This is a genomic window from Sporosarcina sp. E16_8, from assembly GCF_017347095.1.
Classification (GTDB): Bacteria; Bacillota; Bacilli; order Bacillales_A; family Planococcaceae; genus Sporosarcina.
Window position 1 is genome coordinate 189,343 of the sequence record NZ_JADPRZ010000003.1, and the last position, 19,133, is coordinate 208,475.

The window sequence follows — 19,133 nt, forward strand, 5'->3', positions numbered from 1 at the left end:
ATTGCGAAGAAAGCGGAACCATGCTAAACTAAGGGAGAATTGAATAAGCGAAGATAGGTCTATGAGTAATGTCAAATGGAAGCGAGCGGGGATAGTGAAAGCCCGTATCGACATGAAACGGCAACCTGGAGCTAATGTACTGTTAAAGAGGGCTGTTCAAACAGCCAATTAGGGTGGAACCGCGGGTAATCATGCACTCGTCCCTGGACATATGTCCAGGGATGGGTGCTTTTTAATTTATTTCAGCATAAGGCCCCCGCTGAAACAAATTAAAGCCTCCGGCGGATGTCACAGATTTTGAGGGGAATGGAAAGGCAACCTAAGTTCGCCGCATCCTGCGGCAAAGGTTGCATACCCGCGTCCTGCGGGCACAAGCTCAATTCAAAATCTGGACACAAATCCGCCAAGGCGTATTTGATTAAAAATTGGAGGGATTTATTATGTCAATGGAACAAGTCGTTAACTTAGCAAAGCAAAGAGGTTTTGTTTTTCCAGGCTCTGATATCTACGGAGGTCTCGCGAATACATGGGATTATGGTCCGCTTGGTATCGAATTGAAGAACAATATCAAAAAAGCTTGGTGGCAGAAATTCATTCAAGAATCGCCGTATAATGTCGGTCTTGACGCAGCTATCCTCATGAATCCGAAAGTATGGGAAGCTTCAGGTCATATCGGTAACTTCAACGATCCGATGATTGACTGTAAAAAATGTAATACACGTCATCGTGCAGACAAACTAATTGAAGATGCACTCGATGCAAAAGGTATCGAAATGGTTGTCGATGGCCTATCTTTCGATAAAATGGCAGAACTTATCAATGAACATAACGTTGTCTGCCCTACTTGTAGCGCTATGGACTATACAGATATTCGCCAGTTTAACTTGATGTTTAAAACATCACAAGGTGTGACCGATTCATCAGCGAATGAAATTTTCCTTCGTCCTGAAACAGCACAAGGTATCTTCGTAAACTTCAAAAACGTACAGCGTTCAATGAGAAAGAAAATGCCTTTTGGTATCGGACAAATCGGGAAAAGTTTCCGTAATGAAATTACACCTGGAAATTTCACATTCCGTACACGCGAGTTTGAACAGATGGAACTTGAATTCTTCTGTAAGCCTGGCGAAGACATGGAATGGTACGCTTTCTGGCGTGAATTTTCGAAGCAATGGTTATTGAACCTTGGTTTGACAGAAGACAATATGCGCTTACGTGAACACGATGAAGACGAACTTTCCCATTACTCGAAAGGGACTGTTGACATCGAGTACAAATTCCCATTCGGCTGGGGTGAATTATGGGGCATTGCGAACCGGACTGATTTCGATTTGAACCGCCATATGGAGCATTCAGGTGAGGATTTCCACTACCTGGACCCTATCACAAACGAGAAATTTGTACCTTATTGTATCGAACCTTCACTTGGTGCGGACCGTGTAACACTTGCATTCCTTTGTGATGCATTTGCTGAAGAAGAGCTAGAAGGTGACGACAAGCGTACTGTTCTTCGTTTCCACCCCGCGCTTGCTCCGGTAAAGGCTGCGGTTCTACCACTATCGAAGAAACTAGCAGAGGGTGCGGATGAAGTCTACGCGGAACTGCGTAAACATTTCAACGTCCAATATGATGACGCACAGTCTATCGGCAGACGTTACCGCCGTCAAGATGAAATCGGAACACCGTTCTGTATTACGTATGACTTTGATTCTGAAGAAGATCGTCAAGTGACAGTTCGTCACCGCGATTCAATGGAACAAACCCGTATGCCAATTTCAGAAGTGAAAGATTATATTGCAAAACAACTTGAATTTTAAGCTGACCTAGCCAAGTAGAATTTAGATAAAACAATGAAACTACCTGACACCGGATATTGGTGTCAGGTAGTTTTATTTTGCGTAAATATGTTGCCAGTATTAGGGCTTCTGCTACCCCTGGCTAGGTGCCTTCGCCCAGTTTATACTCGTATTCATATGTTCGTTTTTCTAAACAAATTAGTCCCGCTGTTCCTAAAGAGTTGTTTGTTAGTAATACCCATAAATGGGATAACCTAGATATCCGCCGTGACCCGGGTGGCCATGTTGCCCACCGTAACCACTGTTAAAATCTCTTGAATTCGTCAATTTAATCGTCCCTTTACAAACGTACTATCTACAAAATATAAAGGAATTATTTGGGCTTAGGCTTCTACCTATTCCCCGTAAGACATCAATAAACAAACGTACTTCAAGTTCTCTTTTTACTAATCAACAACGTAATTTGTGCTATCGTAAACGGCAAGGAGGACTTTTTACGGTAGGCGACGTATTTCGATTCCCAAAAATCCGCATACTTCAACTTGAAATTTTTTAGTCCTTTGAAATGGTAAAAGTATTGGCCATGTAAAAATATTTGAGCTGCAATTTTTTCGCTTAAAAAGGAATACTTTGATTGACCGACATTCGATAACGGCGACATTCCTATATTAAATACGCTATACCCCTCTCCTTTTGCCCATTCGAATAAGGATAGGAATATGAAATCCATTGTTCCAGACGGAGAACCTGGCTTGAAACGCATAAGATCCACGGAAATCCGTTCATCGTTATCATACATTGGCATCAAGCTTGCGAAGCCTATAATCCCCTCTTCATCCCTTAAAATAGCGACACGTGAAGTGTTTAGATATCGTTCATTGAAAAAGCCAAGAGAAAATCCCTTCTCTGCCCTTCCCTGTAGCCACTTCATTGATACTTCTTCTAATTCATTTATCATTTCTGACGAAAAAGGTGGATTTACTAATTCAACTGAAAAGTTCTCTCTTTCAAATTTATTTTTAACAGCCCTAAATCCTTTCATCTTCTTTCCTGTAAATGTGAAACTATTCAAATCGACAAGCGCTTCCTCTCCAAGCTTAAAAAAGCCAAATCCATGCTCATGTAAAGAAGGAAGGATTCTATTGTTGATTTCATAAAAGACCGGTGTATATCCGTATTGATCTGCCGTTCCCAGAAACTCTTCGACTGCAGACGAAAAACTACTTTCTAATCCAACCGGATTGCCAAGCACAACAATTTTATCTGCATACGCTTGATACGAAAATAGAACTGTATTGTCTTGATTCCAGAATACATATTTGTCATGTAAAAAGATTAGATGAGAAAACTCAGTCCCTGAATAGCGCTCAAGATGATCTTTTATCTTCTGTTCTTGATGAATAGATGATTCCATTTCCATCATCTTCGGCTTGCGAATCATATGTCCAATGAATAAAATGACAAAAGCTATAAGTATTCCAATAATCGCACTGTAAAATAAGTCCCGGTAATCCGTTATGATATAGTCACGCAATGCAGTTGGGATATGAATTTTTGAGGAGGGTAAGTTCAAATAGCCGATGAATACATACATCGTAGTAATTATTGTCACGACAGCTAGGTCAAAAAGAGCTATACCCCATGTTAAAACATAACTCTCTCGGTAAAACTGGCTTTTTGACGCAACTAGCAAAACCGTTACAATGAGTAAAAAGATGGCTTCTTCATAATCAAATCCTTTAAAAACTGAAAATAGAGCTGCACTTATTAGGACAATAATTGCGAGCTTATACGTCCTTTTAACTTTATATTTAATCCCTCTGCACAGCCCTAAGAGAATGAAACCGGCTGCGACAGTCAACTGGTGTGATATGTTGATAATTGGTAAAGACAAAAAATCTTGTGCAATTTTCAATCGATTCAAAATGCCAGGAACGGATGCAGAAAGCAGTAACACAATTCCAGATACAAATACCAAAATCGTTAACAGCGTATGACTAATTTTTCGAAAAACATTATTCGGTAAATCATCCCATGAATGATTCCACCGTTCCCAATATTCTTGTATGAATAAGAGAGAGGAGAATAGAAACGGCAGAACAAAGTAACCCATTCGATATAAAATAAGTAAGAAGAGCACTTTTTCATCAGAAATTCCTGCGCTTTGGGTGCCCCACAGAAAAACAAGGTCAAATGAACCAATTCCACCCGGGATCATGCTTACTATCCCTGCGCAAGATGCAATCAAAAAAATTGGAATTAATGACGAAAGTTCAATTGGAATATTCAACATAAAGGTCAAAAACCAAATCACTAGAAAAACAGCAATCCATTCGACTACTGATGTTGCTATCAGCTGCACAGCAACTTTACCATTCAACAGGGAAGCATTTACTTTTTTATAACGGATCAAATAAATACCCACAAAAAACGGAACATATAAACTGACAATAATTATTGCAATAAATAGCCACTTTGTTTCCCTAAGAAGCGGAAAGTCCAAAAAAAAGATGGGGACAATCCATGCTAACAGTGAAATTCCCGTTAAATAGAAGAGCGTGACGGAGGCAATGCTTTTTAACACCCCCTCCTTCTCCTCTTTATGTTTCGAATAGAAATAACTGCGGAGCATCAAACCCGCAAGTCCACCAAATCCAATAAGATTTGAGTACGTATTAGCAATAAATGAATGCCGCATTAATTTCCTTGTTTTCATTTTAATTCCCAGTAACTTCACCAAGACAATATCATAGAAAAACATAGGTGTGACAGCGAAAAAGGAAACAAGTACTATTAGTGCAAGTCTCCATGGATGGAGTTGACTCACTTCATTCTGAAGTATCCCTAAGTCCACGCTACGTGCTGTTTGCTGAATTTCATAGATGGCTAAAATTAGTAACATGAGCGGAAGCATTACTTTGATAACTTTGAATAGCTGACCGTCCTTGATTTTGAACATTGGCTCCCCCGCCTTAATGTAATCTATTTTACGCATATAATTTACTTTGATGCTAAAAAGTAACCGAATCATCAGATATCCAATATCATTATGATACTATGAAAAGATTGCTTGACACAAATATACTCCACAATTTATAGAGCCTGGACTCGGTGCCAGTTACTGACACCGAGGTACGAGCCAAAGCCATATTTAATGGATTCATTCAACCGATATGAGAACTGATTTCAAGATCTAACTGCTTCAAAAAACCTACCATATAGTCATGTCGCTGCTCCGCGAGTCGCTTTCCTTCCTCTGTCACCATCAACTCTTTTAACAGCAACAACTTTTCATGAAAATGCGTAACTGAAGCCGTTTCTTTGCTACGGTATTCTGTTTCAGACATATTATCACGAACCATCTCGTCTGTATCGTACAGCTTCCTTCCCCTTGCACCACCAAACGCAAATGTGCGTGCAATCCCAATGGCACCAATTGCATCAAGCCGGTCTGCATCGCGAACAATCGCTCCTTCGATGGACGTGATGCCCAACGCATTACCCCCACTGAACGACACGCTGTCAATACACGCAAACACTTTCCCAGCTAATTCATCATCAACACCAATCGCCTGTAAAATTTCTAGCACGGATGGATTGTCATCTGATTTATATTTAGCATCCTCGATATCGTGTAACAAGACAGCAAGACGGACAACTTCCACATTCGCTGAAGGCACTTTGGCCAAAATCCCCTCCGCATTTTTCATAACCCGTTCGATATGAGCGAAATCATGACTTGCATCGAACTTATTGTATATATCAACGACTATCTGCGTGCATTTTTCAATCGTTTTCATCATATAATCACTCCTATAAATAAGTTTTTTTTTGGTAAAAGGCGTCTGAATATTTAGGCATATCGTTGACGCACAATGTCGATTCATGTATAGTTAATGCATCCATGCACCTAATGGATGGGACATCGAATCGCCGAGGAGGAATGTACATGTACCAGGGAAAAGTCAAATGGTTCAGTAATGATAAAGGCTATGGTTTCATCGAAGCGGATGACGGGGAAGATGTGTTTGTCCACTTTACCGGTATTCTATCTGAAGGCTTTAAAACGCTTGATGAAGGACAATCCGTTTCCTTCGAAATCATCGAAGGGAATCGCGGTCCTCAGGCAGCGAATGTCTTAAAACTTGGAGATGAATGATCGAACACAAAATCCCGCTGACGCAGTTTCCAGCGGGATATTATTTTGTGGTTTTATTCATTTCCTGACCTAAAAACCGAAGTTGTTCCCCGATTGTACACACGGTAATACAAAACTTATGTGATCCCGACTTCCCTTTGTCTTTTGACAGTTGTGTTTTCAGGAAGCAGCCATCGCAATAGGCATCCAGAATTCCATCGATTTCATTCATAATGATTGTTTTATTCATAACGATTACCTCCAAATTACACGACTCATTCATTCTAATACTATCTGAACACTGGTGCAACAATCCAATTAAATCGAGGTGTAAATAAATGATTGAGTTGTACGTAGACGGTGCAAGTGCAGGTAATCCCGGGAAAAGCGGTATCGGCATTTTCATAAAAGGTGAAGGTCATATGTTGAGATTATCCGAAAAAATTGAACCGACAGATAATCATACTGCTGAATTTCAAGCGCTTTTGCGCGGTATGGAAGAGACGTCTAAACTGACAACTGGCATGGTGTCTGCCCGTTCGGATTCCCAAATCGTTGTCATGGCGGTTGAAAAGCAATTCGTGAAAAATGAATCGCATAAAGAATACCTGAGAAAAATTCTTGATATCGCAAACACGTTTGACTTCTTTTTCATTAAATGGATTCCCGATGTAGAAAACCGGGCTGCAGACGCACTTGCACGAGAAGCTATTCACAAAAAAGACTGAACAAGGAATTGCCTGTTCAGTCTTTTTGGTTAGACTTTCATAAAAGTAACGGTATTCGCTTGCAAATCATACAGCACCCATTCTCGATCTATGACGACCGCCCCTACATTCACGAGGACCTTGTCACCACTTACATCATATGGAATTCCAAATTCAATTTCTTCAATTACGCTATTTCGGGACAGTTTGGACGTGTGACTATGTCCATAAAACACTAGAGATTCATTCACTTCCGCATGAATGAGCGCCCATGGTTCACCACCCCATATCCACTGATGACCATGGATTATTTTAGCTGTTGAAATGTCAAGCGTTTCCGGCATCGTTCCCAATTTTCCTCGAAGCGGATCATCCGTTTCGGTAATCATCAAAATCCGGTCTTCCTGATTTCCACTAACTGATATAAACGTTAACAGCTCGTTAAACCCATCCGGAATGATCATAACCTCTTCAAGTTTTGTAAACTTCTGATTCGTAATATCCCTTTTACTAATTATGCATTCAAACAGATCGCCCGTTCCAACACGGACTGCTTCCGGGCACTTCTCCAAGATATCCGCGAGTACTTTTTCTAAATCCTCTTTAGAGGAATGTATGTCACCAAGCAGTGCATAATGCATTTGTAAGCCTCCTGGATGTTATTCTAATTAGTCTAGTCAATCTTTTTCGACTATGCCCTCTTTTTGTGAAATCCAGTCGCTATAACTTCCGACATACAGACGGGCAGTTTCATAACCGTTGTGCTTGAGCAAAGCATATAGTGGTGCTGCCGTCACGCCGCTACCACAATAAACCGTTACCTCAGCTGCAGGTTTAACAACAGTGTGCAATTGCTCTTTTACAGCAACATCCAAATTGAAGATGCCTTCTTTTCTCAGTTGTTCCCAGTCAAAGTTCAGCGCTCCCGGAATTCGTCCGGCAATCGGGTCGATTGGTTCATTGTCTCCCCGGTAACGCTCCGCTGAGCGGGCATCTAGCAGGACACTCGCTGTTTTTCCGGCTACTGTTTCTTCCACGAATTGCCTAGGGGCATAGATAGTTTCATCCCACTGGGGAGATACTAAAGTCCGCTGGGGCCCCGTTGTGCGATTATCTACAGGGAAACCCGCTTCTGTCATTGCCTCGAATCCTTCAAGTGCGATAAATGAACTTTTAAATCCAGCATATTGCAATAACCACCACGCACGAGTCGCAAAAGGGCTTCCACCGTCATCATAAACAATTATTTGGTCATCAATTGAGAATCCACTCGTTCTGAACAGCTCTATTAATGCCGATTTATCAGGCATTGGGTGTCTCCCTTCCGATTTCGTCATGTCGGACAAATCGCGTTCAAGATCCCAGTAAACTGCACCTGTTACATGGCTTTTTGTGTATTTCTGCTTGCCTTCATCCGCATCCTGCAATGAAAAACGTGTATCTACCCATTTGAATTGGGCATGATCAATATCTTTTATCGAAACAAAAACTTTAGCCAATCAAACCCACTCCTCAGTCTGTAGTTTCTCATACACTGTACGCCATTCGCTTAGTTGTTCCGTCCCTTGAAGAAGTGTTCGCTCAGAGGCAATCTGATTCAAACTCTCTTTTAGCAAGTGCTGTCTGAGCCCTTCCGCTTCACTGTCAATCCAACGGTCTGCCCACTTTTCAAGAAGTTCTTTTTCAAGCCCAAGATAAATTGACGCATCTGCCTTCAACAATTCTTCCAATCGAGCTTTCAATACTTCGCGCTCTCCCTTTTCGAAGAAGGCCTTTTGGTTTTTGAACAATCTGTTGACACTTCCATAGTTATTCGAATCAGTGTATGGAGTTCCGAAAGACAACATGTCAGCGTCTTCCGGTTCATATGGCGAAGGCGCAATGGAGCTATCCTTGTCAGTTAATCCTGAAATTTCTAAACGCTGCCGATTAGTCAACTGCTTTTTCATAAAGTTCAGCATCCGCAAATTCGTCACTTTAAGCTCTTGGGTCAAATCAAATCCAATCATCTGCACAGTTTCAGCAAGTGCGCCCTTCAATGCCCGGTCTGCTGAATTGTTAACGAAAACAGATGGACTGTACGCCTCTTTAAAGAAATCACCGAAACGTAGAAATACACGTTGTAAAATGTAATAGACAAGTTCGCTTAATTCATCATGAGTCGCTTTTGTTAGCACTTGCGTAAATTTATGTGCGAAATGCTGACGCACTTCCCCTTCAAGTTTGTTCAATTCGTCCAATCTTTCCGCCTTACGTGTTCGATTCGTTTCTGTCCGGCTAATAAGTGATGAAAGTCGTTCAATCGTTTTTAATGCCTCTTCTTCGAGCGCCTGAACAGCAAGTCCTTTCAGATCGTTTTCGAGGAAATGATGAAATTCTTCTTCAAAAGGTGCCATAAACGGATCCATCCGATTATCAACTTTGGCTTCGAGTGCCTGTAAACTTGAAATGCCATGAACTCTAGGATTACGGATACCAAATTTCCGAAGTTCATCCCCAACGAACGTTTTGACTGCTTCCGCTTCTTCCACATCAGATGCAAGGTCAATTGCATTGACAACAAAAAACATCTTATCAAGCTCGAATGCATCCTTCACCCGACCAAGCTGAACTAAGAACTCCCTGTCTGCCCTCGCAAACGCATGATTATAATACGTGATGAAAAGAATCGCATCTGCATTTCGGATATATTCAAATGCAACATCGGTATGACGCGCATTAATCGAGTCAGCTCCAGGTGTATCCACCAGAGTGATTCCTTTTCTAGTTAATTCGCAATCATAGTAGAAGTCGATTGATTCGACGAAACAACTTCGGTCTTCTTCGGCAACAAATTTAACGAATTCTTCCTGCTCCACTTTAATAATTGTGCCAAGTGCTTCACGATAAAGAGGGTATCCTCTTTTAAATGCGGCAATAAATGCTTTATGAATATGCATGCTTTCATCCGTTAATTCTGTATTTAGTGCATCATCTGCTTTTTGGTAAGCATCAGTCAATGATGCCGCGACGACACCAAGTGCTTCAAAGGAGCGGGAAACATCTTCCACCATCCGCTCTTCTGTTTTCAATAGAATATCGGCCGTTTTATCTTCTTTTCCTACTGAAATCGGACGTATTCGATTGATGGCTGCAGTAGTTGGGTTTGGAGAAACCGGTAAGACGTTTTCGCCAATTAATGCATTGGAAAAAGATGATTTCCCTGCGCTAAACGCACCGAATAGCGCAACAGTGAATTCTTGTCCATCCAGTCTGTCAGCTTTTTTACGAAGATAGTCTGCTGTTTCCAGAAAACCCGGAATCGATTCAACCGAATTCGCGATATGAATTGCGTGCTTAACCACTGAATCCGAATCTGAAGTAATTACTTCTCGTTGAACTTGTTCGATTTCTGCCGTATGATCTAGATTATCCTCTGGAATAAGCACTTCTTTCACATCGTTGAATTCAACTAATTGTAGCGTTTTCTGTACTTTCCACTGTTGAAGAAGTGCATCGACTTCCATAGTCGAGCCCGCACTAACATGTTCGATATTCGCCAATTGGACTTCCACTTCACCGACCTGTTGGATTGCATGCAATTTCTCATCCAATCGGTACACTTTTTGCTCAAGAATTCCGGTGTTGTCATTCCCCGCTGCTAATGCAATTTGGGACATCGCATGTTTCCAATCCTCGGTCATTCGCCGAAATGCAGCTTGAATCGTTGTTCTCATGCGTTCAGAATAGTTGAGAACGGTGTCCCCAGTTATGATATCAGATACATTAAATTCTTTTTCTATATCAGCAAATGGGATCGTTAAGTTGATTTCATCAATCATAAGTGATCGCTCATCCGTTAAGATACCCGCTTCTTTCAGCGACTTTTTCATCAGTGTCTTTAGATGGACCTCAATTTGAGCATGCACAAGTTTGCCCATATTGTCAGCAAGTGCATCTTTGCGCCGCGCCTTTTCTTCCGCCGTCTTTTTCGCACCGAATAAAATACCCACCTTAAATCTAGACGACAGTGATTCCAAATAGTTTTTCAGCAGTTCACGTGTTTCATATGGTGTAATTGCCGCACCCTGCAATAGGTCATTTCGTTCCTTTTCAAATGTCGAAGAAAACGTATCCCCCGAGAGAAGTTTCAGCATTTTTTTTGATTCTAAAGCCTCTTCTACAAGTTCATCTTGCTTCGTCCATTCATCTTCAGAAACAATTTCGGAAAACGTATTTTTCCGTTCAGCAATTTCATCAGATAAAAATTGGCTATGCTCATCTTTCAGTTTGGCTAACGTCATCTCGGCGTTATCGACGAATCGCTCTTCCCAGTTTTCCATTGAACCGTCAACAATCGCTTTAACATCACTAAAATCATTATGAGGGTGCGTTAAATCCTTCAATGACGTATAAAAAATACCTTTAGGCACGACACCCCACATTTTAAATGAATCCTCAACCGATTTTTTGAAGTCCACAAACGACAACTCGCTGTCACGGTGTTTATCAATTTGGTTGATAATCAAATAGACGTTATCGTTGTAACGCATCAATTCTTTCGTGAAACGGAAATTCAACTCTGATTGCACATGATTGTAATCCATCGTGTAGAAGACGAGATCCGCGAGATGCAGTGCGGATTCTGTTGACAGACGGTGGGCATCGTCCGTTGAATCCACACCAGGCGTATCCATAACAGTGATTCCTTCCGGTAATTTCGATTCCGTATGACCAATTTCAACTAGCGAAACGGCAGCACCATCCTTACTAAACGACTTAACAGCAGCCGGAAATCCGTGCCCGCCGTATTTCACTGCGGTACCGTCCGTATGATGAATTATAGCAAAATCTGTTTCAGTTTTCCGCACTTTTACAATGTTAGCGCTCGTCGGTATCGGGCTTGACGGCAGCAAATCGTGACCTGTTAGCGCATTGATCATCGACGATTTACCTGCAGAAAAATGACCCGCAAATCCAATCGTATATTCTTTGTCTATGAGTTTTTTGGCGAATAACGCCGTTTTCTTAAAGCGGTCTTCATCATCATTTTTTTTGAAAACTAGTCCGTATGTAGCGGCATGTTGTAATAGGTTATCTATTTCTGGCATTTATCTTTCGACCCCTTCATCAATTACTCTTTTTATCATACCATTTATCGGCGTTCGAATTATCAACAAATTTTCCTGTGCATATTTTGTCGTTTTTTGTTTATTCTACCTTTTGTCATGATATAATTGACCTATCGTTATATTTCAGAAAGGCGGAAGCTTAAATGAGCACATCGAAGAATGTACAAATGATATTAAATGGGACAATTTCTTCACTGACAACTGTTATTCCGGTCAAATTGGACGTTCTTCCTCCGTCGATTACAGTTCAACCCTTTGAACAAAAAGAGATAAGCGTCTTGATTGGCCTTGTTGGCGGTATAAAAGGAAGACTCATTATTGATGCATCTTTAGACGCCATTAATACGATTGGCCAAGCTATGTTTGGTATGTCAATCGAAGGCGAAATGATTGAATCATTTACAGGTGAACTTGGCAATATGGTTGCTGGAAACTTATGTATGATACTGGAAAAAGACGGCCTTATACTCGATATTTCCCCTCCTACTGTTATGACAGGGGCAACGAAATTTTACGGCTTCAAACAGGCATTTATATTACCCGTCAAGATTGATGGTGGAGGAATGTTAACTGTTCTGTTAACCGTCGATGAAAATTAAAGTTCATTAAAAACAGTCCCTTCCCCGGATTCTTGGGGGTTGACGGGACTGTTTTCAATTATTATAGGTTATATAATTTTGTATATTTTTCAGACAAGTAATCCGCTAAGTATTTAGCATTCAAGCCTTCGCCCGTCGTATCTTTAATAATTTCAAGGGGCTGTTTCATCTTGCCATATTTGTGAACATGTTCCGTTAACCAGTCAAGAATCGGCCCAAAATCACCATTCCCACAAAGCTCGTCGAAATTAGGTAGGTCTTTTAACATTGCCGCCTTCAATTGTGCCGCGTACATATAGCCAAGTGCGTATGACGGGAAGTAACCGAAAGATCCGCCGGCCCAGTGAACGTCTTGTAAAACACCTTCGCCGTTATTTTTTGGACGGACACCTAGGTATTCCTCATATTTATCATTCCAAATTTCGGGCAGGTCTTTCACTTCGTAATCACCGTTAAAAATCCCTTTTTCGATTTCATAACGAATCATAATGTGAAGCGGATATGTCAGTTCGTCTGCTTCAATCCGTATAAGCGATGGTTTTGACACATTGATCGCACGAAGGAAATCTTCAAGCGTTACGCCCTCGAATTGTTCTGGTGATTGACTCTTTAATAAATCAAAATTGTATGTCCAAAAGTTTTCATTATGTCCGACAAACTGTTCATAGAACAATGACTGCGATTCGTGAATCCCCATCGAAGTACCATCTGCAACAGGTAACCCTTCAAGTTCTAGATCAATATTTTGCTCGTAAAGTGCATGTCCACATTCATGAATTGTTCCAAAAACGGCGGAACGGAAATCGTTTTCATCGTATTTAGTCGTAATTCGAACGTCGCCAATATTGATCCCTGTTGCAAATGGATGCACAGTTTCATCCAAACGGCCTGCATCAAAATCATAGCCAAGTTGCGTCAATATAGCATGGCTAAATGCTTTCTGATTTTCTTTCGGAAATTTTTTGAATAAAAATGATGTATCAGGTTGTATAGCTGATTCCGAAATTTTCTTCACGAGCGGCACGATTGTTTCTTTTAATTGGCCGAATACCTCATCAATGATAACTGTTGTCATCCCCGGTTCGTATTGATCGAGCAATGTATTGTACGCATTGCCGTCTTTCTCGCCCCAATAGCCGATGAACTTTTTAGTCATTGCAACAATTTTCTCAAGATACGGAAGAAACGTGTCAAAATCAGCTTGTTCTTTTGCTTCCTCCCATGCTGATTCCGATTGAGATGTCAGAACGACAAATTCACGGTATTCCTCCGCCGGAATTTTTTTGCTTAGGTCGTATTGCTTATTCATTTCTTCAACTGTTTTCAACAAAATCGGGTTAAGTGTGTCTTTCCTATTGCCAAGTTCCACGAGATAGCTACCCATTTCCTCTGAGACACTCATTTTAAATAGTTCTGTTGATAACGTACCGACTGCTTCCGATCTTGCTGGAATTCCTTTTTTCGGTGCTCCTGTTCTCATATCCCAATACATGATTGAAACGGCTTCTGAGTATGCACTCATTTTCTTTAGCAACGCTATGAATTTCTCTTCTGTAGACAAATCTATTCCTCCTCATTAACTATATTGGTCTTTACTTTAACATAATTCGGGCAACTCATATAGTTTCCTAAAGGAGTTCAGTTTTATTTTGGTGATTAAAATGTATCGAAATAATAAAGTTAGTTAATGTAGAAACCCATAATACATATGCATGACTCACTCTATTTTTGTAAGCCTCATTCTGACTCATAATAATTATCTTTTGGGAAATAATAATTACGAGAAGAATTAGACCAGAAATGGGGTATGGATATATATGGATTTTTTTCATGGGCAGGAATCACTTACAACTATCCAGTGGGTTCTACGTGCAATTATTTCTTATTTCTTTTTACTTTTCGCAGCCAAACTTATGGGACGTCGATCCATTGCCCAGTTACGACTGCTCGATTTCACAATGGCTTTAATTTTAGGTAATATCCTTGCACACCCATTATCTGACGAACAATTAGGCATGAAAGGGTCCTTACTTACGACAGCGGTTTTGGTTATTTTATATTCAATTGGTGTATATGTCAGCTTGAAAGTGAGCCTGTTTAGAAAATGGATTGAACCATCTCCTTTTCCTCTGATAAAAAACGGTGAAATTATGTATAAAGGATTAGGTAAGGCAAGAATTACTGTCGATCACCTATTGTCAGAAGCAAGAAAAGAAAAAATCGAAGAGGTCCATAAAATCTCTCTAGCCCTCTGGGAGCCGGATGGTACCATTTCATTTTTCTTATCTCCGCAACTACGGCCAGTAACACCCAAAGACTTACACTTAAAAACAGAACGATTTTCTATTCCTAGCATTATTATTAAAGAAGGCAAAATTGACTTGGAAGGATTACAAAAATCTGCTAAAGACACTACATGGCTGAAAAACAAATTAGAGATAATGAATGTGGACGTTCGTGATATTTTATTGGCTACGATTGATACTAACGATGATTTCATTATGTATTTGTATAATTAAAATGTAACTCAGCTTTGGCATGTATAGAAGAATTTTAAACACTAGGGAACATTCTCACGAAGCTTAACAACGTTCACAAGAATTAAGCAACCCTTTCTTCAATGCTCAATTATTTCCACAAGAAATTCATAACCACGGTGAAACTAAATGGAAGTATTTCCAAAAAGATATATGAAAAGGCTCTCCAAATACCAGGAGAGCCTTAAACATTATAGTTAAACCGTCATTTTCATTTTCACAGGGAAAATACCTTCGATTTCAGCTTTCATTTCCTGTTCTTTACCTTCAAGCAATAAATGTACCGTTCCAGAATCAGCAGAAGTCCGTATGAGCCGTCCTGCACCTTGGCGTAGTCTTAGCAGCATAAACGGTAAGTCTACTTCACGGAATGGATCCTTGGCATGCTGGCGTCTCGCGTCGAACAAAGGATCCGATGGTGGTAATGGCAAATCGTAAATAATGACACGCGTTAATGCATCTTGAGGAATGTCGAGCCCTTCCCATAAATGATAAGAGCATAGAACAGGTATTTTCTTCTGTTGAAAGTCACGTACGATAGAAGATAATTCTCGTTCACCTTCGAAAGCGATACGGTCCTGCCACTCGGCAGGAACACGCTCTTTGAAATGATTCATCGCTCGTTCTGACTTGAAGAGAATCAGCGTTTGACCTCCGTCTTCTAAAAGTTCAAGCGCTCGTTTTGCTTTCCCACCGGCCTCTACATCCGTCGCAAATACTTCCATCACTTCATCATAATCAAATGGTGATTCCACAGAGAAAGACAGGTAATCTTGGATACCAAGACCGTCTGCTAAATAAGTAAACGTTTCGCCAACTGATAATGTAGCGGATGAAAAGACGATTGGTATATTGGATGAAAACAGTTTCTCTCTTAAAATATCTGTCACTAGACGTGGCATGATAACCAGTGTGGATTCGCCTTCACGCCCCTCAAGCCAATCGACAGCATCATTTTGAGAGGTAAAGAGGTCCATTGAGTAAATGTATTGATCGAGATATTCCTCGACCATTCTCAAATCATATGCCGGAATGATATAGAGTTCACCCTCAAAAACAAATTCTTCAAGAAGCGCATTCGAGATTTTGACAACTTCTCTTCCTATTCCCAGAAGTTCAGGCGTCTTCTCAATCGCTTTCCGTTCATTTTCCGTTTTATCCGCAAGCGCGTCGAGCAATTTGAAAAATGCTTCATGCGAATCAATTAGGCGCTCCATCAGTTGAAGTGTCGACTCTCTTATTCCATCGACCATAATTCGTTCAAGCAGATTTAGCAAGGTACTGTTTTGTACCTCATATGTCAAAGCACGCTGAGCTGAATACTCAAGAAGATGGCCTTCATCAAAGACAATCATTGATGGTTCCGGTAATAAAGGTAACTGTCCTTGTCTTTTACGTGATTCTTTTGTCCAGATATGCTCCATATAAAAATCATGTGAACAAATAACGAGCTCTACAGATTCACGGTAATGATTTCGGTGAAGGGTCTGCCCACATCGATTACGGACATCACACGCAGCACATTGCTGGATTGGATTGAAGTTCACAGTTTTCCACTCTTCATCGCTTAAGTTCGGATAATCCGAACGTTCGCCGTATGGAACAATTGATTGCAATGAAGCGGCGCCATAAACAAATTCAGGAAGTTCATCTGCCACAACATCAACATAATCTTCGTCAATCGTATTACCCGCTTCTTCCAAACGTTTCAAGCATAAATATTGGTCACGTGATTTTGCAAGGCGTACATCGATATTAAGACCGAGTGCTTCACTAATTTTCCGGATATCCCCATCTTCTTTTACAAGTTGGTCGATAAGTGTCTCATCCGCACATGAAATGAGAGCCGGTTTTCCAGTATAGCGAGCATAGGCGATTGCAGGAAGTAGATAAGCAATTGTTTTACCTGTCCCTACACCAGCTTCCGCAAAAAGGACTTTCTTTTCTTTCAGTGCTTGTTCGATTTGGAACGCCATATAGATTTGTTCATCACGACATTCAAATCCTTTTTCAGTCAATTCATCGTATAACGTATCCCCTATCCAGTCGTTCATTGACTCATAGAACGTTTTATCTTTTGATAATGGGAATGGCATCTTGCTACTCATCGTTTACCCCTTCCTTATTACATGCAAAAGGAAGAGGAGTTTCCCTCTTCCGCATTCTATCAATTATTGACGTTGGCCCCAATACTGATACAAATCAGTTCGAATAAAACCATTGAATAATTTCCTTTTTTTCGTCGCTCTATGTCCGTACATTTTTTCATAATTTTCCAATGAAGACAACATATAAACAGACCATGACGGATAGTTTCTCATTATTCGGCCAAGTTCCTGCGTAATTTCTTCAGCTTCTTCTACCTCACCAAGTCGTTCACCGTATGGAGGATTCCCAACCATAACTCCGTTCAAGCCCTCTAAAGTCAAGTCCCGTACGTCACATGTTTGAAACTTGATTAAATCCATGAATCCAGCTCCCGCCGCATTCTCTTGTGCCACTTTAATCATTCGTGGATCATAATCAAATCCTGAAATATCAAGTGGTTGGTCGTATTTCGCGAGGTCTTCCGCTTCTTCGCGAACTTGATCCCAAATATTTTTATTGATCCATGGCCACTCTTCACTTAAGAATTCACGATTGTATCCGGGAGCAATGTTTTGCCCGATCATCGCAGCTTCAATTGCGATTGTACCTGAACCACAAAACGGGTCAACGAAAGGACGATTTGGATTCCAACGTGACACTTTCACAAGTGCTGCTGCAAGCGTCTCTTTCAACGGTGCATCCCCTTGCGCGAGACGGTATCCGCGTTTATGTAGTCCCGTTCCGCTTGAATCGATCGTCAATGTTACTTTATCTTTTAAAATCGATACTTCTAATTTAAATAAAGGACCTGATTCATCAAAAAAACCAACACGCTTATAAGCAATTTTCAAGCGTTCAACAATCGCTTTTTTTACAATTGCTTGGCAATCAGGTACACTGTACAAAGTAGATTTCACTGATTTACCTGCAACTGGAAACTCTGCATCAACTGGCAAAAAACGTTCCCATGGAATCGCTTTTGTCTGTTCAAATAAATCATCGAACGTCGTAGCTTCGAATTCACCCGCAACAATACGAACACGGTCCGCTACTCGGAGCCATAGATTCGTTTTTGCAATCGCCAATTCATCGCCCTGAAAATAAATCTTCCCATTTTCCGAAGTCGTTTTAAAACCAAGTGCTTTTACTTCATCTGCCACAAGCGATTCAAGCCCCATTGCAGATGTTGCTACTAATTTAAATTCAGTCATGCATTTCCAACTCCAATTCTATACCATCAATCATTTCTATGAATTCATCAAGGGTTAACTATTTATAGCATTGCCAATAAAACCATGTTTTTTTCACACTTTAATTTTCAAAAAGAAAAGCTCCCCATCTTATTGGAGAGCAATCAATTTAAAAATAATACCATAGGAAATTCGATAAGCCATGTTTTGTTCCCGTGTACTCAAACGGCTTGCGCCTCGTACTAAGGGTGGTAATCATCTATCTACAGGTTTACACCTGTCTCTTCCTTCAGTTCATTTCCTTCGGAAGAGTGCCCCTACCATAGTTTGGGTTTCTCACTCGTGGGGTTTACCGCGTTCCATCTGACCCGTTTCCGAGCCAGCTACGTCACTGTGGCACTGTTCAGGGAACCTCATCCATATCCGAAGACTTAGGATTTATTCCCGCCGTCAACGCGTTATACGCGAAGCCACGGCTTATTCTTTCGCCGAGCACGAACACTACAGTCATCTCAGATCCGTGTGAGCATGGACTTTCCTCTACAACATAGGATGTTGCAGCGATTACCTAAATTCCACTATGATATTTTTAGTATACCGTACTTATGTTTCATTTACAATATATTATTCTTGATCGAAGAGCTTACTTCCGAAAACATGCTTTTCTAGATTTGAAATACGCTTCAATATATCAAAGTTCGTCGTCCCAACACTTCCTGCTGCAGGGCGTTTTTGTACAGATTCAAGTTCTCTTTGCATGCGTTCATTTTCAGTACGCAATTCTGTAATCGTCTTTTTAAAAGCTTCATAGTCATGAATAATATCATCAAGAAAGAGATCTACTTCTTCCTGATTATAGCCGCGAAGGCCCGTTTTGAATTCCTTCTCAAGAATCGTTTTTGTTTCTAATTTAATGTCCATGAAAAATCGCCCTTCCGTCTCTGTTTACATACGTTTGATTATACCA

The 19,133-nt window shown here is 40.7% G+C and carries 15 protein-coding genes and 1 other RNA gene; 5 read left to right on the top strand and 11 right to left on the bottom strand.

Annotated elements, in window-relative coordinates; genetic code table 11:
- Positions 1–437: 437 nt before the first annotated feature.
- Positions 438–1,817: a glycine--tRNA ligase gene (locus I2484_RS04340; protein ID WP_207149895.1), complete on the top strand. Its 1,380-nt coding sequence runs from the start codon at positions 438–440 to the stop codon at positions 1,815–1,817.
- Positions 1,818–2,226: 409 nt separating this feature from the next.
- On the opposite strand, the gene mprF is transcribed toward I2484_RS04340, so the two are convergent.
- Both mprF and I2484_RS04350 read right to left on the bottom strand, forming a co-directional pair.
- The gene (mprF, locus tag I2484_RS04345; protein ID WP_207149809.1) at positions 2,227–4,755 is read right to left on the bottom strand and encodes a bifunctional lysylphosphatidylglycerol flippase/synthetase MprF; all 2,529 of its coding nucleotides are present in this window, start codon (positions 4,753–4,755) and stop codon (positions 2,227–2,229) included.
- Between the two features lie 205 nt (positions 4,756–4,960).
- Complete coding sequence (locus I2484_RS04350) at positions 4,961–5,596, bottom strand: HD domain-containing protein (RefSeq protein WP_207149896.1); 636 nt, start codon at positions 5,594–5,596, stop codon at positions 4,961–4,963.
- Positions 5,597–5,745: 149 nt separating this feature from the next.
- Here I2484_RS04350 and I2484_RS04355 point away from each other — a divergent pair, with 149 nt between their 5' ends.
- Positions 5,746–5,955, top strand: coding sequence for a cold-shock protein (locus I2484_RS04355; protein ID WP_067210265.1), 210 nt, complete (start codon positions 5,746–5,748; stop codon positions 5,953–5,955).
- A gap of 40 nt (positions 5,956–5,995) precedes the next feature.
- Here I2484_RS04355 and I2484_RS04360 read toward each other — a convergent pair whose 3' ends face one another.
- Positions 5,996–6,184: a zinc-finger domain-containing protein gene (locus tag I2484_RS04360; protein ID WP_207149810.1), complete on the bottom strand. Its 189-nt coding sequence runs from the start codon at positions 6,182–6,184 to the stop codon at positions 5,996–5,998.
- Positions 6,185–6,272: 88 nt separating this feature from the next.
- Between I2484_RS04360 and I2484_RS04365 the strand changes: the two genes are divergently transcribed.
- Positions 6,273–6,662 carry a ribonuclease HI family protein gene (locus tag I2484_RS04365; RefSeq protein ID WP_207149811.1) on the top strand — a complete coding sequence of 130 codons (390 nt, stop codon included), beginning with the start codon at positions 6,273–6,275 and terminating at the stop codon, positions 6,660–6,662.
- A 29-nt stretch (positions 6,663–6,691) separates the two neighbouring features.
- On the opposite strand, the gene I2484_RS04370 is transcribed toward I2484_RS04365, so the two are convergent.
- The 3 genes from I2484_RS04370 to I2484_RS04380 are packed head-to-tail and all read right to left on the bottom strand — an operon-like array spanning position 6,692 to position 11,731.
- Entirely contained in the window at positions 6,692–7,282 is a 591-nt protein-coding gene (locus I2484_RS04370; RefSeq protein ID WP_207149812.1) for a metallophosphoesterase family protein, read from the bottom strand.
- Between the two features lie 36 nt (positions 7,283–7,318).
- Positions 7,319–8,140, bottom strand: a complete 822-nt coding sequence (locus I2484_RS04375; protein WP_207149813.1) for a sulfurtransferase — start codon at positions 8,138–8,140, stop codon at positions 7,319–7,321.
- Positions 8,141–11,731 carry a dynamin family protein gene (locus tag I2484_RS04380; protein ID WP_207149814.1) on the bottom strand — a complete coding sequence of 1,197 codons (3,591 nt, stop codon included), beginning with the start codon at positions 11,729–11,731 and terminating at the stop codon, positions 8,141–8,143.
- A gap of 164 nt (positions 11,732–11,895) precedes the next feature.
- On the opposite strand from I2484_RS04380, the gene I2484_RS04385 reads away from it, so the two are divergent.
- Positions 11,896–12,351: a chemotaxis protein CheX gene (locus I2484_RS04385; RefSeq protein WP_207149815.1), complete on the top strand. Its 456-nt coding sequence runs from the start codon at positions 11,896–11,898 to the stop codon at positions 12,349–12,351.
- Positions 12,352–12,412: 61 nt separating this feature from the next.
- Here I2484_RS04385 and I2484_RS04390 read toward each other — a convergent pair whose 3' ends face one another.
- Positions 12,413–13,912 carry a carboxypeptidase M32 gene (locus I2484_RS04390; protein ID WP_255551072.1) on the bottom strand — a complete coding sequence of 500 codons (1,500 nt, stop codon included), beginning with the start codon at positions 13,910–13,912 and terminating at the stop codon, positions 12,413–12,415.
- Positions 13,913–14,168: 256 nt separating this feature from the next.
- On the opposite strand from I2484_RS04390, the gene I2484_RS04395 reads away from it, so the two are divergent.
- Positions 14,169–14,870: a DUF421 domain-containing protein gene (locus I2484_RS04395; RefSeq protein ID WP_207149816.1), complete on the top strand. Its 702-nt coding sequence runs from the start codon at positions 14,169–14,171 to the stop codon at positions 14,868–14,870.
- Between the two features lie 215 nt (positions 14,871–15,085).
- Here the strand turns inward: I2484_RS04395 and I2484_RS04400 are convergent, their stop codons facing one another.
- From I2484_RS04400 to gpsB, 4 genes are all read right to left on the bottom strand, one after another.
- Complete coding sequence (locus tag I2484_RS04400; protein ID WP_207149817.1) at positions 15,086–16,996, bottom strand: ATP-dependent DNA helicase; 1,911 nt, start codon at positions 16,994–16,996, stop codon at positions 15,086–15,088.
- Between the two features lie 63 nt (positions 16,997–17,059).
- Positions 17,060–18,187: a THUMP domain-containing class I SAM-dependent RNA methyltransferase gene (locus tag I2484_RS04405; RefSeq protein ID WP_207149818.1), complete on the bottom strand. Its 1,128-nt coding sequence runs from the start codon at positions 18,185–18,187 to the stop codon at positions 17,060–17,062.
- 170 nt (positions 18,188–18,357) lie between these two features.
- Positions 18,358–18,742: RNase P RNA component class B (rnpB, locus tag I2484_RS04410), an RNA gene on the bottom strand.
- Between the two features lie 48 nt (positions 18,743–18,790).
- Positions 18,791–19,087 carry a cell division regulator GpsB gene (gene gpsB, locus I2484_RS04415; protein WP_207149819.1) on the bottom strand — a complete coding sequence of 99 codons (297 nt, stop codon included), beginning with the start codon at positions 19,085–19,087 and terminating at the stop codon, positions 18,791–18,793.
- Between the last annotated feature and the right edge of the window lie 46 nt (positions 19,088–19,133).

Excerpts from the sequence above, each read along its gene's own strand:
- I2484_RS04355 (WP_067210265.1), top strand. The coding sequence starts at position 5,746 with ATGTACCAGGGAAAAGTCAAATGGTTCAGTAATGATAAAGGCTATGGT.
- I2484_RS04365 (WP_207149811.1), top strand. The coding sequence starts at position 6,273 with ATGATTGAGTTGTACGTAGACGGTGCAAGTGCAGGTAATCCCGGGAAA.
- I2484_RS04400 (WP_207149817.1), bottom strand. The coding sequence starts at position 16,996 with ATGAGTAGCAAGATGCCATTCCCATTATCAAAAGATAAAACGTTCTAT.
- I2484_RS04370 (WP_207149812.1), bottom strand. The coding sequence starts at position 7,282 with ATGCATTATGCACTGCTTGGTGACATACATTCCTCTAAAGAGGATTTA.
- I2484_RS04360 (WP_207149810.1), bottom strand. The coding sequence starts at position 6,184 with ATGAATAAAACAATCATTATGAATGAAATCGATGGAATTCTGGATGCC.
- I2484_RS04405 (WP_207149818.1), bottom strand. The coding sequence starts at position 18,187 with ATGACTGAATTTAAATTAGTAGCAACATCTGCAATGGGGCTTGAATCG.
- I2484_RS04395 (WP_207149816.1), top strand. The coding sequence starts at position 14,169 with ATGGATTTTTTTCATGGGCAGGAATCACTTACAACTATCCAGTGGGTT.
- I2484_RS04385 (WP_207149815.1), top strand. The coding sequence starts at position 11,896 with ATGAGCACATCGAAGAATGTACAAATGATATTAAATGGGACAATTTCT.
- I2484_RS04350 (WP_207149896.1), bottom strand. The coding sequence starts at position 5,596 with ATGAAAACGATTGAAAAATGCACGCAGATAGTCGTTGATATATACAAT.
- mprF (WP_207149809.1), bottom strand. The coding sequence starts at position 4,755 with ATGTTCAAAATCAAGGACGGTCAGCTATTCAAAGTTATCAAAGTAATG.
- gpsB (WP_207149819.1), bottom strand. The coding sequence starts at position 19,087 with ATGGACATTAAATTAGAAACAAAAACGATTCTTGAGAAGGAATTCAAA.
- I2484_RS04380 (WP_207149814.1), bottom strand. The coding sequence starts at position 11,731 with ATGCCAGAAATAGATAACCTATTACAACATGCCGCTACATACGGACTA.